The 20622-nt window shown below is 46.6% G+C and carries 14 protein-coding genes; 8 read left to right on the top strand and 6 right to left on the bottom strand.

Annotation, left to right across the window (positions count from 1 at the left end; translation table 11 throughout):
* Positions 1–94: 94 nt before the first annotated feature.
* Positions 95–769, bottom strand: coding sequence for a hypothetical protein (locus tag FVR03_RS08060; RefSeq protein ID WP_147921233.1), 675 nt, complete (start codon positions 767–769; stop codon positions 95–97).
* 286 nt (positions 770–1055) lie between these two features.
* Positions 1056–1805, bottom strand: coding sequence for a YebC/PmpR family DNA-binding transcriptional regulator (locus FVR03_RS08055; protein WP_147921232.1), 750 nt, complete (start codon positions 1803–1805; stop codon positions 1056–1058).
* 735 nt (positions 1806–2540) lie between these two features.
* Here FVR03_RS08055 and FVR03_RS08050 point away from each other — a divergent pair.
* The 4 genes from FVR03_RS08050 to FVR03_RS08035 all read left to right on the top strand — a co-directional run bounded on the left by FVR03_RS08050 (position 2541) and on the right by FVR03_RS08035 (position 10779).
* On the top strand, positions 2541–3995 hold the full coding sequence (locus FVR03_RS08050; protein ID WP_439651039.1) for a DEAD/DEAH box helicase: 1455 nt from the start codon (positions 2541–2543) through the stop codon (positions 3993–3995).
* 784 nt (positions 3996–4779) lie between these two features.
* Positions 4780–7230 carry a TonB-dependent receptor gene (locus FVR03_RS08045; RefSeq protein ID WP_147921231.1) on the top strand — a complete coding sequence of 817 codons (2451 nt, stop codon included), beginning with the start codon at positions 4780–4782 and terminating at the stop codon, positions 7228–7230.
* 101 nt (positions 7231–7331) lie between these two features.
* The gene (pncA, locus tag FVR03_RS08040) at positions 7332–7943 is read left to right on the top strand and encodes a bifunctional nicotinamidase/pyrazinamidase (RefSeq protein ID WP_147921230.1); all 612 of its coding nucleotides are present in this window, start codon (positions 7332–7334) and stop codon (positions 7941–7943) included.
* A 508-nt stretch (positions 7944–8451) separates the two neighbouring features.
* Positions 8452–10779, top strand: a complete 2328-nt coding sequence (locus FVR03_RS08035; protein WP_147921229.1) for a TonB-dependent receptor — start codon at positions 8452–8454, stop codon at positions 10777–10779.
* A 952-nt stretch (positions 10780–11731) separates the two neighbouring features.
* On the opposite strand, the gene mce is transcribed toward FVR03_RS08035, so the two are convergent.
* The gene (gene mce / locus FVR03_RS08030) at positions 11732–12142 is read right to left on the bottom strand and encodes a methylmalonyl-CoA epimerase (protein WP_147921228.1); all 411 of its coding nucleotides are present in this window, start codon (positions 12140–12142) and stop codon (positions 11732–11734) included.
* A 116-nt stretch (positions 12143–12258) separates the two neighbouring features.
* Between mce and FVR03_RS08025 the strand changes: the two genes are divergently transcribed.
* The 4 genes from FVR03_RS08025 to FVR03_RS08010 all read left to right on the top strand — a co-directional run bounded on the left by FVR03_RS08025 (position 12259) and on the right by FVR03_RS08010 (position 14812).
* Positions 12259–13473, top strand: a complete 1215-nt coding sequence (locus FVR03_RS08025) for an IscS subfamily cysteine desulfurase (protein ID WP_147921227.1) — start codon at positions 12259–12261, stop codon at positions 13471–13473.
* A 161-nt stretch (positions 13474–13634) separates the two neighbouring features.
* Positions 13635–14048: a Fe-S cluster assembly scaffold IscU gene (gene iscU / locus FVR03_RS08020; RefSeq protein ID WP_147921226.1), complete on the top strand. Its 414-nt coding sequence runs from the start codon at positions 13635–13637 to the stop codon at positions 14046–14048.
* A gap of 17 nt (positions 14049–14065) precedes the next feature.
* Positions 14066–14473, top strand: a complete 408-nt coding sequence (locus FVR03_RS08015; RefSeq protein WP_147921225.1) for a hypothetical protein — start codon at positions 14066–14068, stop codon at positions 14471–14473.
* 12 nt (positions 14474–14485) lie between these two features.
* Complete coding sequence (locus tag FVR03_RS08010; protein WP_147921224.1) at positions 14486–14812, top strand: HesB/IscA family protein; 327 nt, start codon at positions 14486–14488, stop codon at positions 14810–14812.
* A gap of 426 nt (positions 14813–15238) precedes the next feature.
* On the opposite strand, the gene FVR03_RS08005 is transcribed toward FVR03_RS08010, so the two are convergent.
* From FVR03_RS08005 to FVR03_RS07995, 3 genes are read right to left on the bottom strand one after another with little or no spacing between them, the layout of a single operon-like run.
* Entirely contained in the window at positions 15239–17131 is a 1893-nt protein-coding gene (locus tag FVR03_RS08005) for an amidophosphoribosyltransferase (protein ID WP_147921223.1), read from the bottom strand.
* Positions 17132–17138: 7 nt separating this feature from the next.
* On the bottom strand, positions 17139–18653 hold the full coding sequence (locus tag FVR03_RS08000) for an NADH-quinone oxidoreductase subunit N (protein WP_147921222.1): 1515 nt from the start codon (positions 18651–18653) through the stop codon (positions 17139–17141).
* A gap of 6 nt (positions 18654–18659) precedes the next feature.
* A complete protein-coding gene (locus tag FVR03_RS07995; protein WP_147921221.1) occupies positions 18660–20402 on the bottom strand; it encodes a complex I subunit 4 family protein in 1743 nt (580 codons plus the stop codon).
* Positions 20403–20622 lie beyond the last annotated feature (220 nt).

Raw genomic sequence — 20622 nt, 5'->3', positions numbered from 1 at the left:
ATTGAAGCGACGTTTATTATCATCTTCAAATCATCAAATTCAAATCATCAAATTCAAATCATCAAATTCAAATCATCAAATCCCCAAAATTGCATTAATGCGTTAGTTCATGGTTCATTATAAATCCGACTTTGCTCGTGCGCGACAGGTGCAGGTTCTCCAGTTTATGTTTATAGGTAATTTTCTCGATGTCGCTTACTGGCTGGCCCATCAGGTCGTTGTTGATAGAGGCAATAATGGCGCTTTCCACAATTATACGGAGCACTTTGTCTGTAATTCGGTTTTTTGCAATATGGTCATACGACAGGTCCATCTGCTTCACACCCTCTATCATAAAATGATTCTCGATGTTGACCAGCATCCTCCCGATCAGGTAGCCGGGGTCATCGAGCCTGTTATATTTTAGTGTGTCGGCCATAAAGTTATAGGCCATAATATGCCCAAAAAACCTGCGCCTGAAGTCTTTATCCACATACTTATTCCGCATGATCTCATAATCGTCGGGAAAGGTAATGATGTTGGAGTGCATCACAAACACGAGCAGATCGCCAGAAAATTTAATATGAAACTCATGCGCACTAATCTCTTTATATTCAATTACAACTTCAGCATTTTGCCTGGTAATTCGTTCCGTCAGCTCCTCTACCACATCTACCGAAATCAGCTTTAGCCGATCAAATGTTTGTTTTGTATTTCGATATATGGCTTGTTTGGTAATTGACTTCTGTTCCAAGCCATTTATTATATCACCTAATCTGTCTACTTCCATATTTTTCTGATGTAACCCGATTGAAGAATACTGTTTTTACCGATATATTATGGAAATGGTTATTGCAAATCCTTATCTCCAGCAGTAGCAGCAGCACCAAGTAAGCCCATTGCATCGCTGGTTTCTAACCGTTGGCCATTTGCGGCTTTGGGCAAATTATTCTAATGAAAAAGGTCTTCTGAAGGGGTATAGCACCAAAATGGGTCAAGGGCAAACTATCTTTCTTACAGGCTGTTAACGAGCAGTTGCAGGTACTTCTCAAACCATTCAAGGCAGCACCGGGCTATCAGCCTAGCTGCTCTATCAGCTCCTCATTCAGCTCCAGGTTGTGGTACATTTTCTGCACGTCGTCATCGTCTTCCAGGGCATTTATAAATTTGAGTATTTTTCGGAGCGCCTCCAGGTCGTGCACCGTTACAGTGGTGTGGGGTATGCGCTCCAGCTCTGCCGTTTCGAGCTCCAGGTGCAGCTCTTCCACCTTCTTTTGCAACGAGCCGAAGTCTTCCATGGCGCAATACACCGTAATATATTCCTCCTCAAAAATCACCTCATCGGCACCGGCATCGATCAGTTCCAGCGTCAGGTCGTCCTCCTCTAGCGGCTCCTCCCCTTTTCGGATCACAAACACACCTTTTCTATCAAAAATAAATTCGAGGGAACCGTTGGTACCCAGGCTGCCGTTGTTCCTATTGAAGATGGTGCGTACGTTCTGCACCGTGCGGTTAATATTATCGGTTAAGCACTCTACAAACACGGCCACTCCGTTAGAGGCATATCCTTCGTAACTCACTTCAGTATACTGCCCTTCTGTGCCTTCTCCTTTTTTTATGGCGCGCTCTATATTGTCTTTGGGCATGTTGGCGGCCTTGCTCGTCTGTATCGCTAGGCGCAGGCGGGGGTTGCCAGCCGGGTCAGGCCCGCCCTCTTTTACGGCTACGGTAATTTCTTTTATCAGCCTGGTAAAAATTTTGGAGCGCTTAGCGTCTGTAGCTCCTTTCTGACGTTTTATCTTCGACCATTTACTATGTCCTGACATAAATGCACTTCTTTTGTTTCAGGTGGAAAATCTGTACGAAAAACGAAATAAACATTTTTCAGGTAAGGGCATAAAAAAAGGCAGCTGTGCGACCTGCACAACTGCCTTAATAAGCCTTTATATGTTTAACTGAGGGTTATAGTACAAAAAAGAAGATCGCGTTTATAATGTTAACGCCTATCAATAACGATAAATTCGGTGATTCAAGTATAATTTTTTTCATGGCTTTATGTAATAAAAGTAAATGATGGCATACTGCTGCACTTGCCAACAATGATACACTTTACGCCCCCATAGCAGAAGATGTTACAACACAATTGAATTTTTCGAACAAGCATATAAAAAAATTTATATATAAAAAACAGATATTTAATATTATAGCCACTTCAGGCCCTATAAATAAGCTCCGGCGACTTCCATTTAAATTGTATTTGAACGGGCATACTACCTCGTGCATCTAGTTTTATACTCACTGGCTGCAACTATATGCTGCTAAATTTGCTTATTGTAAATAAGAAGGCACTTTCCTAGTTTACGTAGGCACAACATGCTGCCCGGGAAACAGAGAACAAAACAGTTTTTACCAGATTGTGCAGGCCCAGTAACCAATAAATAAGCTTGTGTTCAGGTGCTTTTGCCGGGTCACGAAAACCGTAAAGTAATTTTCGTATATTTACATTCCAATAACCTGCTGCAGATGCAGCACGAGATCAGATCATTAAATTTATTTATATTTTGGACTTCCGTTCTTTTAACTTACACGACGACGTACTAACAGGTATTGAATCGATGGGGTATAACAACCCTACTCCTGTGCAGCAGCAGGCTATACCTCTTATTATAGAGGGCAAAGACATGATTGCCTGCGCCCAGACAGGTACCGGCAAAACGGCAGCGTACCTGCTGCCTCTTATTGATAGAATTTCGCATGCGAACTACCCTTATACCAGCACCCTTATTCTGGTGCCTACCCGCGAGTTGGCCAAGCAGATAGACGAGCAGGTAGAAGGCCTCGGCTACTTTGCCCCCGTTAGCTCCATTGCTATTTATGGCGGCAACAAAGGCGATGAGTGGGAGCAGCAGAAAAGAGCCCTCACCAGCGGCGCCGATATTATTATTGCCACGCCTGGTCGCCTGATGTCGCATATGGCCATGGGTTACGTGCGCCTCGACCAGCTGGAGTACCTGGTACTCGACGAAGCAGACAAAATGATGGACATGGGTTTTATGGATGACATCCTGAAGATCGTGCGCCAATTGCCTGTAAAGCGCCAGACACTGCTCTTTTCGGCTACTATGCCACGTAAAATCCGGGATTTGTCGAAGCAGATACTCCAGAACCCATCAGAAATTAACCTGGCCATTTCGAAGCCAGCCGAAGGCATAGACCAGCGCCTGTACTTAACCTACGACAACCAGAAACTGCCTTTGCTGGAGCACCTGCTCAACGACCTCGAAGTGCACAGCATGATTGTATTCACTTCCCGGAAATCAAACGTAAACCAGATCGTTCGCTCTATCCAGAAAATGGGCTTTGAGGCGGCTGGTATCCAGTCGGACCTGGAGCAGGACGAGCGTGAGAAAGTGCTGCAAAGCTTTAAGAACCGCCAACTGCGCATTATTGTGGCAACCGATATCTTATCGAGAGGCATTGATATTGACAGTCTGAGCCATGTTATTAACTTTGACATGCCCCAGGATGCCGAAGATTATGTGCACCGTGTAGGTCGTACAGCACGTGCAGCCTCTACCGGTATGGCCATTACCTTCGTGAACGAAAATGATATGTACCGCGTGCGCAAGGTGGAGCAACTGATAGAGCGTGAGCTACCAAAGCTGCCTTTACCAGAAGCACTCGGCGAAGGTCCAGCCTTTGACCCCACCCGCCGCTTCGATAACAAGCACGGCAGCAAAAATGGCAGAGGTGGCCAGGGTGGTGGCAACCGCAACAACAGCCGGTCTGGTAAGCCAGCCAGGTCAGGGGGCAGGCCTCCGCACAAAGCCGGTGATCCGAAGCCAGCTGCCAAAACTGCTACGCACACCCCATCCGACCGCCTACCACGGACTGAAGGTCAGGCAGCCGGAGAAAATCCGAATCGTAACCGAAACAGGAACAAAAATCGCAACCGGAAGCCATCTGGCGAAGCCAAACCACAAGGTACGCCACCACTACCGCAAAGCAACAACTAATACACCAAGAGCCGCTTCTACCAGAGCGGCTCTTTCTTTTTCTCCCCTACCCTTGACCCTTTTCATGCTTTATGGCTTTGGAAGGGCTTTTTTATTTAAATAATTCGAGCTAAGTCTTCTGCTACTATTCCTTATGAGGTGAAGGTGGCAGTAAGCAGCTGAAGGTGCATCGGAGGTGCCTGTCCTTTTATTATTTCTTACTCCACAAAATAATACAAGCACATTTTTCTGAATTAAGGCAAGCTTTTATCTCAACAACACTAATGAATGTTTGTTTTAATCTCCTAATCACTAATATATTAATTCATGTTGCTTCTCATACTAAAGTTCTACTAGCACTAAATCAACATTAGTTCGAAGAAAATTTTAAAAGAGGCTATTTAATAGATTTAATAATTATTTAACAAATTTTTATAATAGTTTAAACATTTACTCAAAGAAATTATATATTTTTAGGACTTTATAAGATATAATGATGCCTGATGCTCCATTTCTGTTTCCCCCACGCCTGAACGAAATGCCTTGACTTATTTAATAAACTACCTCTTGCTGCCGCCTCTTAGCGGCCATTTACCAGTACTATTTTTATACCTATTAGCATGATTTACCTTCTGTTTTAGTAAGCGAAAGGTCCGTAGGAGGGGTTTTGGCAAAACTTTTCACAAGCCTCCTAGCAGCATCATGTGGTAAAAGAGTGTGAAGCCAGCTTTAACTGCAGCGCAAAAGCTGAAGCTTATATCTGCTTTAAGTACCATATTATCGAATTACCTTTAATAACCCGGCTATGAAACACGCAGTACTCCTGGCATTGCTATGCCTTTACTTTTCTTTTAAACTGGCAGCGCAAGCACCTACGGCTGCCAATGGTACCGTTAAAGGTATAGTTCAGGATTCTGCCACCTTATCAGCACAGCCATATGTAACGGTGCTGTTACGGGAGCAGGGCAAGGAGCAGCCGTTAAAAAGCACCTTCTCCGGCGATAATGGCGCATTCGAGTTTACAGGCCTGGCGTTTGGCAAGTATGAAATTCTGTTAACGTCGGTTGGTTTCAAGAATAAGCTGGTTCCACTGGCCGAGCTAACAGAGGCGCATCAGAAAATAGATCTTGGGAAACTCTTTATAAGTTCATCGGCAAACCAGCTGAAGGAGGTACAGGTAACTGCCGAAAAGCTGCTGATTGTACAGGACATCGATAAACTGACTTATAATGTGGAGGCCGACCCGGAGAACCAAACCATGACGGCCCTCGATATGCTGCGTAAAGTACCTCTACTCACGGTAGATGCCGAAGACAACATCCAGCTGAATGGCAGTAGCAGCTACAGAGTGCTGGTAAACGGCAAGAACTCCTCACTGTTTGTGCGCAACCCCAAAGATGTTTTCAAGAGCATGCCTGCCAACTCCATTAAGAGTATAGAAGTAATTACCAATCCGCCAGCCAAGTACGAGGCAGAAGGTGTAGGAGGCATCATTAATATTATTACGCACAAAAAAAGCATTAACGGCTACAATGGCTCCCTGAATGGCAGCCTGGGCAGTCCGCAGAATGCCAATGCCGGAGGGTACTTAACGGCGAAGCATAATAAGTTCGGCCTTTCGGCTTATTACGGAAACAATTACTACAGCAACCCGACCAACAGAAGCTATATGCTGCGCCGCGAAGCATCGCTGGCAGAACTGGAGCAAATAGGTACCACCCAGAATGAAGGCACCTTTCAGTACCTGAGTACCGAGTTGAGTTACGAGCCGGATACCCTCAACCTGCTTACAGCCAGCTTCAGTACAAACATGAGCAATGGCAGTAACTTCTCTTTTCTGGATGTGGACTGGCGCAGCAGCCTGGGGCAACTGGAACAGGCCTACTCCCGGAATATTAACAGCCAGTATAATTGGAGCGGGAGCGACTTAGGCCTTGATTATCAACACACCTTTAAGCGCCACAAAGAGCAGCTGCTTACTCTTTCGTATAAATTGAACACGAGCCGCGACGGTAATTTAGCTGATATCGACAACCAGGCACTTCAGAACTATACCAGCTCTTTCAGCACCACCGAAAACGATGGTAAAGCGAGGGAGCAAACAATGCAGGCCGATTATGTGCACCCAATTAAGAAACAGACAGTGGAACTCGGCATAAAAGCCATCCTGAGAGACAACAGCAGCGACTACTATTACCGCATCAGGCAGGAAAGCGGCTTTTTTGAGGAGGTGCCGGCACTTAGCAACAGCTTTGAGTATAGCCAGGATATTTATGCGGCCTATACCTCTGTGAGCCTCCGCAAAGACAGTTGGGGCTTAAAACTGGGAGCGCGCCTGGAACAAACAAAAGTTGCGGCCAACTTCGAGACCTCCGGCACCTTTGCCGAGCAGGATTATTTCAACCTGATTCCGAACGTTACGCTTTCGCGTAAATTAAAAGGAATGGCCTCGGTTAAACTCTCGTACACACAGCGCATCCAGCGGCCAAGCCTTTGGTACATCAACCCATACATCAATGTAATAGATTCTACGAACATAAGCTTTGGGAACCCGTACCTGCTCCCTGCCACCAGCAATGTATTTACTTTAGCCTATAATACCTTTGTAAAAGGCTCCTCCATTAATGCCAGCCTGAGCCACACCTTCACCAACAGCTCCATTCAGCAGTACACTACTTTAGGCGACGACAGGATTACCCGCACCACCTTTGGCAATATCGGCCAGAACAGCACCACCGGGCTTTACCTGAGCGGCAACTCCACCTTCTTTAAGAAGTTGAGCATGAACCTGAACGGGACCCTGAACTATGTGCAACTGGAAAGCATGCTGGCCGGAAACCTGATCAGAAACTCGGGCTTAACAGCTAACTTCTACAGCAACGCGAGCTACATGTTTGAGAAGAACTGGCGACTGAGCGGTAACTTTGGTTTGAACTCGCCCAGGGTAATGCTACAGGGCAGATCGGGTGGGTACGCCTACCATAGTTTCTCGTTGAGCAAGCAGTTCCTGAAAGACAATAAGGCCACCATCACCGGCTCCATCTCCAGTCCGTTTCAGAAAAACAGGCGCTGGTTCTCTGAAATTAACGATCCTGCTTTTTACCAGATGTCGGAGAGTTATTTCTATATGCGCCGTTTCAATATTTCGTTTAACTACCGGTTTGGTAAGCTGAAAGGCGATATTGCCCGCAAAAAAAGAGGCATCAGCAACGACGACCAATCCGGAGGCGGTGAACAGAAATCGGGAGGTAATTAAAATGGTGCAGGTGCTGGCACAATAGGCACCATTGTTTATTTTTGCTTTTCTGGAGGCGTAAGGCAAACTGCCTGTTGCGCCAGCACCACGAAACAGCAAACATGAAAGCCCTTATTTTAATAGATATCCAAAACGATTTCTTACCGGGTGGAGCCCTGGCAGTTCCCGCAGGAGATGAGATAATTCCCATTGTCAACCAGTTGCAGCAGCACTTCGACCTCGTGGTGGCAACGCAAGACTGGCACCCGCCCAACCACAAAAGCTTCGCTTCGCAGCACCCCGCCAAAAAGGTGTTCGACCTGATAAAGCTACAGGGGCTGGAGCAGGTGCTATGGCCCGACCATTGTGTACAGGGCACTGCAGGAGCCGAATTTTCGGAAGCACTGCAGCAGCAGCAGGTGGAGGCTATTTTCCGGAAGGGCATGGTTCCCGGCGTAGACAGCTACAGCGGCTTTTACGACAATGGCCACTTAAAAAGCACCGGCCTCACCGATTACCTGCGAGGCAAAGAGGTGCAGGAGGTGTATGTGGCTGGACTCGCCGGCGATTACTGTGTGTATTTCACGGCCAAAGATGCTCTGCAAGAAGGTTTCCGAACGATTTTGGTTGAAGATGCCTGCCGCCCTATCTCACCGGAAGGCTTCGAAAAAGCAAAAGCCGACTTAATAGCCAAAGGCGGTAAAATTGCGCAAAGTACTACCCTTATTTCGTAAGCCAAAAGATCTGCGAAAGCACCTTAATCATCAAGTTCAAGTTAGAAGCAGTTAACTATGTAATCCTGACCCTTGAGGCAATTTTAACTATAAAGCTTTGGAAGGATGTTTTCATTAGAAAAATTGGTATTATGTGTTACGTGATAGTAGTCATACACAAAGTATTGCGACAGGGCACAACAGAGCAGAAAAGGCAGCCAGGTGCACAGCTTGAAAATAAACTGTCTGAGCGTTCAGCGAGTGGGGGAAGAGGCCTTCGATTTTGATTTTTTTGGTTCTTTTTGAAGCAAGACAAAAAGAACAAGAACTTGGGCTATGCAACACATAGCTACAGCTAACACCTTAGCAGCAGCTATGCGAACTTAGACTAAAAAGCTAATAGCGTTTGCTAATGGCTCTTGCCCACAAGATCCTTCCAGGATGACAAAAAGTGGAGCAGTAGAAATAAAAAACTAGTTGCTACCGCACAACTTAAATTACCAGAAACAGGCTTTTACGAATTTATTATATGCAGAAAATATTACTCATTGTTACGTTTCTTTTAGTGTCGTTACAGCTACTGGCCCAGCCGACCCAAACTATTAGAGGTACGGTGCGGGAACAGCTATCGGCCTCTCCCCTGCCTGCTGCCACGGTTACGGTTATTTCGTTGCCATCGCCGCAGGGCACTACCACCAATGCTGCTGGTCAGTTCCTGCTGCCCGAGGTTCCGGTTGGTCGGCACACGCTGCAGATCTCGTACCTCGGCTACCAGAACATGACGGTGCAGGTGCTGCACATTGCCGGGAAAGAAACTGTGCTGGACATCAGGATGGAAGAAACGGCCCGCCAACTGCCGGAGCTAACAGTAAGCACCGGTGAGCAAATAGAGCTGCAGGAAATAAACTCCCGCACCATTACCATGGAGCAGACACAGCGGTATGCTGCCACTTTTTATGATCCGGCTCGTTTGGCTGCCTCTTTTCCGGGAGTAGTTACGGCAAACGACCAGGCAAACCACATCAGCGTGCGCGGCAACAGCCCCAACAACCTGCTCTGGCGCCTGGAGGGCCTCGACATTGTAAACCCGAACCACCTGACCAATGCCGGCACAGCCTCCGACAGGCCCACTCAGAACGGAGGTGGCGTTAATATTCTCAGCACGCAGCTGCTCGCCAACTCGCGGTTCCTGAATGGCGCTTTTCCGGCGGGTTATGGCAATGCACTTAGCGGCGTGTTCGACATGCGCCTCCGGAAGGGCAACAACCAGAAGCGCGAACATACCTTTCAACTCAGCCTGATTGGCATAGACCTGGCCACTGAAGGCCCCATTGCCAAAGGCTACGAAGGCTCGTACCTGGTGAACTACCGCTACTCCACCATCGGTTTGCTGGGTGCTATGGGCGTACCGCTTGGCGACGAAGAAATAAATTTTCAGGATTTGTCTTTTAATGTATCGCTGCCGACTAAAAGGGCCGGTGACTTTACTATTTTCGGGATGGGCGGTAAAAGCATTACCCGCTTCGAGGCACAACGCGACACCACCCAATGGATTTACCAGAAAGACCGCAACGACATCGACTTTTATAACGATATGGGCGCGCTGGGCATCACGCACCAAATTAAGCTCTCCCCCAGCTTCTCCATCAGGTCGGCTTATGCGCTGTCGGGTTTAACAACCGGCAGAACTGGTGAATATCTTTTCAGTGATTTTGCAAAACAGGAAATTGAGTTCGATCAGATAAATACCCAACGGCACTCCTTTCATACCTACGGCAGCCTCCGTACAGGCAGGCATTTGTTTCAGCCGGGTATTACGGCTAACCACATTTACTTCAGCAACCGTAGCTACGAACGGCCAGCCGACATTAGCGGGATCATCCTTAACTATAACGAAGGCAACATAAGTGGACTGTTGCTGCAGCCTTACCTGAACGGCTTTTACTTTCTGTCGCAGGCGCTCACGCTAAACTACGGGCTGCATTACAGTACCTTCTCCTTCAACAATATTTCTTCGCTAGAGCCACGCGCATCGCTTAAATGGAGCTACCGCCAGGACCAGAACATCAGCTTCGCCTATGGCCGGCACAGCCAATTGCCGAGTTTCCAGTCGCTGACTTTAGCCAGCAACCGGAACCTCGATTTTCTGAAGGCAGACCACTACACGCTGGAGCAGAACACAGCTTTTAAAGACCAGTATCTGTTTAAAACGGCTTTGTACTGGCAGGAGCTGTATAACGTGCCCATCAGTAGCAACAGCGCCTCTACCTACAGCTCTCTGAACCAGCTGGAGTTTTTTGTGCCGGATCAGCTGGTGAACCAGGGCAAAGGCCGGAACTATGGCGTGGAGGTATCGGCGGAGCGGTTACTGGAGAGAGGCTTTTATGCGCTGGCAACTGGCAGTGTGTACAACTCGCTTTACCAGAACCTCGACAACACCTGGCGCGACACGCAATTTAACGGCAACTACACCTTTACCCTCACCACCGGTAAAGAGTTTGGCCAGAAACAAAAACGCGATGCAGCCAGAAGCTTCAACATAAATGCCCGCGTGCTGTGGCTGGGAGGACTGCGGCAAACGCCTATCGATGTGGCCCGCTCTGAGGCAGCAGGTAGAACCGTGTACCAGGAGAGCCTTGCTTTCAGCGAAAAAATGCCCGACTACTTCCGCCTCGACACCCGCATCAGCTTCCGTAAAAACAAGCAGGGCTATACCCGCACCATCTCCCTTGACCTTCAGAACACCACCAACCAGAAAAACCTGGCCTACACCTACTACGACACCAACAAAAAGGAACTGGTAAAGAAATACCAGCTCACCCTGATTCCGTTTGCGAGTTACAGGCTGGAGTTTTAATGAGGCAATTGCAAATTATTCTAATGAAATTGGCCTTCGGAAGGTAAATCAGCTATTTTGAGTCAAGGGTCTAAGCCTGATAAGAATGAGTTTCAGATAATAAAGCCTTGGCAATTTTAAGCCAGTTTAGCTCTGGAAGGGCATTTTCATTAGAATAATTTGAGTTGTTAGTTGTTGATTGAAAATAGTTTAATTTTTAAATGGTTGCTTTGGGTAGGTATTAAATAGATGACAGAGAAAATGTTTTTTTCTCATCGCTGGTGCGAGCTTGTAGTTCGTACCTTGTTTCTTTTAACTAAAGAATGTAAAGAATGAACTTTTAATAATTTGGTATCACTCAAGCCGATAAATAATTGAAAAGGAAGTACGAGCTACAAGCTCGCACTAGCGAACGTATAAGGGCCTTAGCCAAATTATGTAAGTATACCTCTGGAAGGCTGTTTTTATTAGAGGAATTGAGAATTAAGCTAAAATCAAAACCAGATAATATGGAGAGGCTATTTCAGGAGACGCTCGCAGGAGCTGCGCACGCTGCGAGGTCTATTAAGCGATCTCAATTCCTTTCGGAAGGGCATGATGGAATGGTAGCTTCCTATTTTTTAGTACTGTACTGCTGCAGGCAGCTACAGAGGGAAGACCTCTGCCAGGTGCACCCAATGACAATTTTTTGTCTGAGCGTTCAGCGAGTTCAAAATTGTCTTGATTTTTTTGGTTCTTTTTGTATCAAGATAAAAAGAACAAAGACCTCAGCTATGAAACAGCTTCACTAGCTGTCACAGCAGTAAAAGCTATTATGCGAACTTAGACCATAAAGCCAGTGGCCTTTGCTGATGCCTCTCGCCCACAAGATTCTGGCAGGATGACAAAAGTGGGTGAGGTTAAAATGAATCGGGTGAAAAGTTGCTGCTAAGAAGCACCCTATACTTAAAAATAACCTGATTAAGCGTAAAAGCTACTCCTCCCCTTTTATCTCCTGCGTTAATTCCACCAACACACCATTGGCACTTTTAGGGTGCACAAAGCAGACCAGCTTATTGTCGGCTCCTTTTTTAGGGAGCTCGTTCAGCAGTACAAAACCTTCCTGCTTCAGGCGCGCCATCTCCGCCACAATATCTTTTACCTCAAAGGCAATATGATGAATACCTTCACCCTTTTTTTGAATAAATTTTGCGATGGCACTATCGGGGGAGGTTGCTTCCAGCAGTTCTATCTTGGCCTCTCCTACCTTAAAAAAAGACGTGTTTACGCCCTCAGATTCTACAGACTCTGTTTTATAAGGTTCTGCGCCAAGCAGCTTGCTGTATAATTTATTAGCCTCACTAAAATTACTGACAGCTATACCGATGTGCTCCAGATTCTTCATTTTAAATGGAATTAGTCTTATTATCCTTTTTTTACTAAATTTGCCCTAAATCTAAAACTAATATTTTCTTTCCGCTGTTATTTTAGCAGTTACATAAAAAGAACAAAATCAGTGCTATGCTAACACTACCTATATACCTTGATAATAACGCCACTACACCGCTAGATCCGCGTGTGCTGGATGCCATGCTGCCGTACATGACCAAAATGTTCGGAAACGCAGCCTCCCGTAACCATGCTTTTGGCTGGCAGGCAGAAGAAGCCGTTGATTATGCCCGTGAGCAAATTGCATCACTTATCAACTGCTCTCCAAAAGAAATTATTTTTACCTCTGGTGCTACAGAATCCGACAACCTGGCTATAAAAGGGGTGTTCGAGATGTATGCCTCTAAAGGCAACCATATTATTACGGCTACTACCGAGCACAAAGCCGTGCTCGATACCTGCAAGCATATCGAAAAGCTGGGCGGAAAGGTTACATACCTTCATGTAAACGAAGAAGGCCTGATCGACCTGCAGGAGCTGGAAGCAGCTATTACAGACAAGACGATCCTTATTTCCCTGATGTACGCCAACAACGAAGTCGGTGTAATTCAGCCGGTTCGTGAAATCTCCAGAATTGCCAAAAAACATGGTGTTCTTTTCTTTACAGATGGTACCCAGGCTGTAGGCAAAATACCGGTAGATGTGGAAGCAGATGGCATCGACATCATGGCTTTCTCTGCGCACAAAATGTATGGTCCTAAGGGCGTAGGTGCGATGTATGTACGTCGTAAAAACCCACGCGTTAAAGTAACTGCCCAGATGGACGGTGGTGGCCACGAGCGCGGCATGCGTTCCGGTACCCTCAACGTGCCTGGCATTGTTGGTTTAGGCAAAGCCTGCGAGCTTGCAAAACAGGAGATGGAGTCTGACACAGCACGTATCTCTGCCATGCGCAATCGCCTGGAAAAAGAGTTGCTCACCATTGAGGAGTCTTATGTAAACGGATCGCGTGAGCACCGTTTGCCGCACGTAAGCAACATCTCCTTTAAATATGTAGAAGGCGAAGGCCTGATGATGGGTGTAAAAGACCTGGCCGTTTCTTCCGGATCTGCCTGTACTTCAGCCTCATTGGAGCCATCTTACGTATTAAAGGCATTAGGACTTAGTGACGACCTGGCACATTCTTCGCTGCGTTTCGGCCTGAGCCGCTTCACCACCGACGAAGAAGTAGATTATGCCATCAACCACGTAAAAGAAGCAGTTTCGAAACTTCGCGAAATGTCGCCGCTGTGGGAAATGTTTAAAGAAGGCATCGACCTGAACTCTATTGAGTGGGCAGAACACTAAGATTTAATTCAAAATTAAAAATTAGAAATTATGGTTTGGGGATTTTGAACAACTAACGTTGATAGATAAAACCTAATTTTGAATTTCTAATTTTTAATTTGACGAAGTAACTTAGATTAATTTCTAATTTTGAATTTATAATTTTTAATTAAACAAAAGCTATGGCTTATTCAGATAAAGTAATCGATCATTACAGCAACCCACGTAACGTAGGCACGCTGGACAAAGCAAAAACAAACGTTGGAACCGGTTTAGTAGGTGCTCCAGAGTGTGGCGACGTAATGCGTCTTCAGATTGAGGTAGACGAGAACCAGGTGATTACAGACGCAAAGTTTAAAACTTTCGGTTGTGGTTCTGCTATCGCTTCTTCTTCTTTGGCTACAGAATGGCTGAAAGGAAAAACAGTAGACGAGGCGCTTGCCATCGACAACATGGACATTGTGGAAGAACTGGCTTTACCGCCTGTAAAAATTCACTGCTCTGTTCTGGCCGAAGATGCCATTAAGTCTGCGATCAACGATTACCGAGTAAAAAATGGATTACCAGCGCTAGAACTGGCTAGTTCACATCACTAACGGCACAGGACTCACAGATGGAGTCAACAACGGATGTACATCTAGAGAGCGTGCGCCTTCAGAAGCAGATTGAAAACCACTTAGGAATGAGTGGTGGCAATCTGCTTTTTGAATTCAGGCAAATCGACAATAAGACCCGATTAGACCTTATTACGGTAAACCCGCGCCACAGCCAGTCGTTCCTGCTCCACTCCGAAGAAGGTTACGACCGCTTAGATACCTTGCGTAAAATGCTGGGGTACGTGCAGCGTTACCGCGACCAGGAAAGCTCGTACACCATACAGTGGATGGCCCGCAACGATAAAGAGTTGAACACCTCTTACTTTAGAGCCCGCCACATGTACGAAGCCCTAGATAAACTATATTTTGGCCGAGACATGAACACGATCACTGTTTTCAGCATCGTGCTCAACCCAGTCTCTTAGACGATAAACAGTATGATAACAGTATCAGATAAAGCAAAAGAGAAAGTTGTTAAGCTGAAGCAGGACGCTCAGTTAGACGACACCTTCCGCTTGCGCGCTTCTGTGGCAGGCGGCGGCTGCTCCGGCCTCTCCTATAACCTCGATTTTGATGATGAGGTAAAACCCATGGACCAGGAGTTTGAAGATAAAGGCGTAAAAGTTGTGGTTGACATGAAAAGCTTCCTTTACCTGGCCGGCACAGAACTCGATTTCTCTGACGGTCTGAACGGTAAAGGTTTCTACTTCAACAACCCCAACGCTACCCGCACCTGCGGCTGCGGCGATAGTTTTTCTGTGTAGCGCAATTAGGTTACAAACAATAAAAAGCGAGAGGGCACCTATCACAGGCTGCCCTCTCGCTTTTTATTTAGAGGTAGAATTCTCCACACTTTCCCACGCCTCCTCTCATGCCGCGTATTTATGCGCAGCCGTAACTTGCGGCAGAAGAAGGTGGTGTCATAACTAAGTGTATGCAAGTAAAATATGTCGGGTAGACCCTTGGCAAAATTCTGATGAAAAACCTTTTGGAGGCTATTTCTATTAGAATAATTTAAATTCTTGGTAAGGAATAAAGTCTAACCGTTCCGGCAAAACTTCCTTGTATGTACTTAGTTACATAAAAAAAGAGGGCCCTCTTACGAGCACCCTCTCTTATACTATAGAAATGATGTTAGTAAACTATGAGATAAACTCACTCATCCACTCAATCACTCATTCAAAACTAAATCAATAAGCCCTTCCGCCTTTGTTTTCCACAAAGTTCATAAAGGCTCTGTTCACAACTTTAATACCGCCTGGTGTTGGGTAGTTACCAGTAAAGTACCAGTCGCCGGTATGGTTGGGGCAGGCCTGGTGCAGATCTTCAATTGTCTGGTAAATAACCTGCACTTCTGCTTTCACCTCAGTTGCTCTCACAATCTCAGACACTTTTGCTGAAATCTGGTCTGCCGTGAAAGGCTCATACAGTTCCTGCACAAAGTTAATTTTACTAAAGGCAGGCGTACCGGCTGCGGCCACACATTTGTCATAAACCTCGCGTACTCTATCCACACCAGATTCTTTCACCAGTTCCAGCACTGCCCTGAAAGCCACAAACTCTTTCATGCGCGACATGTCGATACCATAACAATCGGGGTAACGGATTTGTGGAGCACAGGAAACGATAATAATTTTCTTTGGCTCCAGTTTGTCAAGCATCCTGATGATGCTTTTTTCCAAAGTCGTACCGCGCACAATTGAGTCATCGAGCACTACAATGGTATCTATTCCTTTTTTTACGACTTCGTACGTTGTGTCGTAAACGTGCGTTACCAGGTCATCGCGGCTATCGTTATCGCTGATGAAAGTACGAAGCTTGGCATCTTTAATAACCAGCTTTTCGGCTCGAGGTTTAAACTGCAGAATCTCGTCGAGTTGCTCCTCTGTTAGTTTCTGGTCCAGAATGGCTTTTTTGCGGTAGTCGCGCAGGTAGGTCTCAATACCTTTCATCATACCGATCCAGGAGGTTTCGGCAGTGTTCGGAATGTAAGAGAAAACCGTGTTTTTGAGGTCGTAGTTAATGGCCTCCAGAATCTGAGGGCAAAGGAACTTACCCATGTTCTTGCGCTCTGTATAAATCTCAGGATCGTTGCCTCTGGAGAAATAGATGCGCTCAAAGCTACAGGAAGTCTTTTCTTTTTGCGGCAGAATCTCCTTCAGGCCAACCTCTCCTGACTTATCAATGATGAGGGCGGAACCAGGCGTAATTTCTTTTATCTCGCTGTACTCAATATCGAAGGCAGTTTTAATAGCCGGTTTTTCAGAGGCTACCACTACAATTTCATCGTCCATGTAATAATACGCAGGACGAATGCCATGCGGATCGCGGACCACAAAAGAAGCTCCGTAACCAGTTAAGCCAGCCATGGCATAGCCACCATCAAAATCGCGGCAAGAACGCTTGAGCACCCGCTGCATATCGAGGTGTTGCTCTATGAGTTGCGTAATTTCCTGGTTCGTATGGTCTTTTGCTTTATGCAAATCAAACTGGCGCTGGTTCTCCTCATCCAGGAAGTGGCCTATCTTTTCCAGTACCGTAATCGTGTCTGATTTGTGTTTCGGGTGCTGGCCAAGATCAATGAGCTTCTGAAACTGCTCATCTACGTTGGTCATATTAAAGTTACCGGCTACCGCCAGGCTGCGGCTGCGCCAGTTGTTTTCGCGCACCATTGGGTGGCAGTTGTCTACACTGTTAATGCCGTGCGTACCATAGCGCAGGTGGCCCAGGTACACATCTCCCAAGAATGGCATATTCTCCCAAACCCAGCTTACATCTTTTACCCGGTCAGGTTGTTTTTCCTCCAATTCCGAGTACTCCTGCCCTATCTTTTTAAAGATATTATCGATGGCCCGGGTTTTTACAGAACGGAAACGACTGATATACTCAATACCAGGCATTGCGTTTATTTTAATACTGGCAACTCCGGCTCCATCTTGTCCGCGGTTGTGCTGCTTTTGCATGAGCAGGTACAGCTTATTGATGCCGTACATGGGAGTACCATACTTTTCCGCGTAGTATTCAATTGGTTTTCTGAGCCTGATTAGGGCAATACCACACTCGTGCTTAATAGAATCGCTCATATAATCTTTAACGTACCGTTGTTAACAGTTTCTCAATCCAGGTTAGTAGCAGGTCAGGCTTAAAAAAGAAGACCAGCAGTGGCATAGCAAAGAGAGCCAGCAGCAACTTATCCGACAGTGAAATAACTAAATTTTTGTCTGTATAATTCCCTTTGAAGAAAAGGTAAAAAGGTATCTTGATATAATAGAATAAGGCCACACCGGTTAGCAAAATTCCGACCACCAGCAAAGCCAGCAACATCTTATCCTGGCTCAGACCATACGCTTCCCAGAGGTTAGAGAAAACAAGCAGTTTCCCCATAAAACCAGCCAGAGGCGGCAAACCTGTGAGCGACAGAAAAAACAGCAGCGCCATAACCCCGACATAAGGATAGGCTCTACCGAAACCCGCAAAATCTGCAAGGCGCTTTATACGGAAATGGTCTTCGGCCACTTGCATAAACAGGAAAACCCCAAAGTTCATGAAGAGCAGCACGGTAAGGTAAAACAGAATGCTGGTGGTATAGCTTGTACCAAAGGCCAGTAAGCCAGCCAGTAAAAAGCCTGCATGCGAAATGGAGGAATAGGCCATAAGTCTGCGTGCCGTTTGCTGCCAGATAGCCGTAAAATTACCAATAAATAAGGTCGCCAGCGCGGCAATACCCAGAAACAGCTGCACATCGGCAAAGGCTGTGGCGTTGGCAGGATCTGAAAAAGCAGCCACAAACCGTAAAATAACCACTATACCTGCCATTTTAGGCCCGGTAGAAAATAAGGCGACAACAGGCATGGGCGCGCCCTGGTATACATCAGGAGTCCAGAAATGAAAGGGTGCTGCAGAAATCTTGAAGAAGAAACCGGCAAAAACCAAAATAGCGGCTACGGTTACCATCAAAGGGCTGGCCTGCAGCAAGCTAAACCAAAAATCGCCGCTGGTATAGTTGAGCGAGCCGGTGAGGCCGTAAAAAAACGACATGCCATACAGCATAATACCCGCCGACAGTGCCCCATACAAAATATATTTAAGGCCAGCTTCTATAGCACGGCCTTTTTCTTTGAGGGTGAGGGTAAGGATGTAGGAGGCAATAGAAACCGTTTCGATGGCCAGAAACACCATGAGCAGGTTGATGGACTTAGCCATCAGGTTTAGCCCCAGCACCAGCATAAGCAGAAAAGCGTAATATTCGCCCTGCCCCTGTTGCCGCTCCTCCAGTTGCTTGTTCTGCAGCGAAAGCAGAATCGTGAAAATGCCGGCTGCACTAAAAAGAATGCCGGCATAACGCGCCAGCCCATCAGACCGGAGCAGGTTTAAAAACTGCACACTTTCGGAGGTGTAGCCACCCAGTATCTGAATAAGCAAGGTGGCAAAGAAGGCGGTGAGAGCAAGCCAGGGCAGCAGCTTTTTAATAGCCTGCGACCTGAAAAGATCAAGGGTAACGAGCAGCAGGAAAAAAAACGCCAGCATGAGCTCGGGCAGCAAAGAGCCGGCCCCCTCCAGGATAGCGTTAATAGACTGGGTTAAGAAAGCTCCCTGCTCGTTCACGTAAAATTAAAAAATGGATGACAAAATAAGACTTAGCTGGTCCTGCCCGTTCTGCAGTACCAACTCTGTAAACCCGGCTACCGCTATACCCACTTTATCTAAAAGCAGGTGCGGAAAAATACCGAACAGCAGCGCCAGCAGCGCCAGCGGCACCAGCATCAGGTACTCTCTGGCATTAAGGTCTGTAATAACAGCTTTTTCGCGCAGGTCCGGGAAAAGCCAGAACTTGCCGAAAAACATGCGTTGCAAGGCCCACAAGTAATAAGCGGCAGCCAGTAACAGACCAAAAACGGCTACTACCGTAAGCCAGCGAGGCAGCATACCTGTTGCATCAGAGGCACTAAAGCCACCTACCAGCACCAGCAGTTCCGCTATGAAACCCGAAAACCCAGGTAAACCCAACGAGGCAAAGAAAGCTATTACTACAAAGGTTGTGTAAGCCGGCATTTTATTAGCTAATCCTCTGAAATTCTGAATCATGCGGTTATGCACTCGATCGTAAATTACGCCAACTACCAAAAAGAGCATGGCCGAGATCAGGCCATGGCTGAACATCATGTAAATAGCACCGTTCACACCTTCTGTAGTAAGCGAGGCCAGCCCCAGCAGCACAAAGCCCATATGCGAGACCGACGAATAGGCGATTAGCTTTTTCAGGTCGTTCATGGCCAGCGCACAAAGCGCACCATAGATAATAGAGAATACACCCAAACCACCTATCAGCACCGAGAAATAAGCGGCTCCATCCGGAAAAACAGGATATACAATCCGGATAAGTCCGTAACCTCCCACTTTCAGCAGAATAGCAGCCAGCAAAACCGATATGGGTGTAGGAGCTTCTACGTGCGCATCGGGTAGCCAGGTATGCACCGGCACCAAAGGCACCTTAATGGCAAACCCGGCAAAGAGCAGCAGAAAGGCGATGAAGCGCAGCGGCAGGTTCCAGAGCTGATGGCCGGAGAGTGTATGCAACAGGCTGTCGGGAACAAAATTGTCTGCCTCCATCATGGCCGGAATACTGAACGTACGCACCATGTCGGTGGCATGTATGGCATTGTCCTGCAGCATCTGCTGCACCTGTAATATAATTTCGGTTCCGGCTGGCATACCATCCTGCACCAGCTTCAGTTGCCAGGCTGTAGCCTGCGGATCTATAACAGAGGTATACAGCCCAATCATCACGATTAGTATGAAAAGGGAGCCAACCAGTGTATAGATAAAGAATTTGATGGCCGCATATTCGCGTTTTGGTCCGCCCCAGATCCCGATCAGGAAGTACATAGGCAGCAGCATAAACTCGAAGAAGAGGTAAAACAGAAAGAAATCGAGGGCCAAAAAGCAACCCATTACACTGGTGAGCAGCAGAAGGTAGAGCAGAAAATAGCCTTTTATGTTCTTTTTGATCGTCCAGGAGGAAATAACGCCAATTACGCCCACAAGGCCAGTCAGGAGCACCATACTCACGCTAATGCCATCTACACCCAAAAAATATTCGATCTGGAAATTTCCCAGGTTACCAAGCGAAAAAGTAATCCAGCGAAGTTTTTCTACGAACTGGTAACCTGTTTGCCCGTTGGCGAAGGCGCTCCCATCGAACCGAGTGTAAAGCCATACTGCCAACCCCATTTGCAGAAGTGCACCCAGCAGCGCCACTACCTTTATCGGCTTTTGAAGGCGCCCTGGCATAACCAACACGACCAGCGCCGCCAGAAGAGGAGTAAAAACTAAGCTACTTAAGATCAGACTCATCCAGTTGGTGAATAGTTGATTATGTAAAAAGGCTTAATTGCCGGGGCAGAAGCCAAACATCTGTTAACTTATAAACTCACTGATTTTTAGAACCAGCTTCAATTATTCTAATAAAAATGGCCTTCCAAAGAAAAAATCGTCTTTTGCCTCTCAGGGCTTGCCAGGCAATCGCTTGCTATAGCTACACCTTATGCGAAACACTCTACTTTTCAAGCCGCAA

This window comes from Pontibacter qinzhouensis, from assembly GCF_008017455.1.
Taxonomy (GTDB): domain Bacteria; phylum Bacteroidota; class Bacteroidia; order Cytophagales; family Hymenobacteraceae; genus Pontibacter; species Pontibacter qinzhouensis.
Note: the sequence above shows the minus strand (reverse complement) of the source record. Positions and strands in the feature narration are given on the sequence as shown.

Bases quoted from the DNA above. Each gene is read 5' to 3' on its own strand.
- FVR03_RS07995 (WP_147921221.1), bottom strand. From the start codon at position 20,402: ATGAGTCTGATCTTAAGTAGCTTAGTTTTTACTCCTCTTCTGGCGGCG.
- FVR03_RS08055 (WP_147921232.1), bottom strand. From the start codon at position 1,805: ATGTCAGGACATAGTAAATGGTCGAAGATAAAACGTCAGAAAGGAGCT.
- FVR03_RS08045 (WP_147921231.1), top strand. From the start codon at position 4,780: ATGAAACACGCAGTACTCCTGGCATTGCTATGCCTTTACTTTTCTTTT.
- mce (WP_147921228.1), bottom strand. From the start codon at position 12,142: ATGAAGAATCTGGAGCACATCGGTATAGCTGTCAGTAATTTTAGTGAG.
- pncA (WP_147921230.1), top strand. From the start codon at position 7,332: ATGAAAGCCCTTATTTTAATAGATATCCAAAACGATTTCTTACCGGGT.
- FVR03_RS08025 (WP_147921227.1), top strand. From the start codon at position 12,259: ATGCTAACACTACCTATATACCTTGATAATAACGCCACTACACCGCTA.
- FVR03_RS08060 (WP_147921233.1), bottom strand. From the start codon at position 769: ATGGAAGTAGACAGATTAGGTGATATAATAAATGGCTTGGAACAGAAG.
- FVR03_RS08035 (WP_147921229.1), top strand. From the start codon at position 8,452: ATGCAGAAAATATTACTCATTGTTACGTTTCTTTTAGTGTCGTTACAG.
- FVR03_RS08010 (WP_147921224.1), top strand. From the start codon at position 14,486: ATGATAACAGTATCAGATAAAGCAAAAGAGAAAGTTGTTAAGCTGAAG.
- FVR03_RS08005 (WP_147921223.1), bottom strand. From the start codon at position 17,131: ATGAGCGATTCTATTAAGCACGAGTGTGGTATTGCCCTAATCAGGCTC.
- FVR03_RS08015 (WP_147921225.1), top strand. From the start codon at position 14,066: ATGGAGTCAACAACGGATGTACATCTAGAGAGCGTGCGCCTTCAGAAG.
- iscU (WP_147921226.1), top strand. From the start codon at position 13,635: ATGGCTTATTCAGATAAAGTAATCGATCATTACAGCAACCCACGTAAC.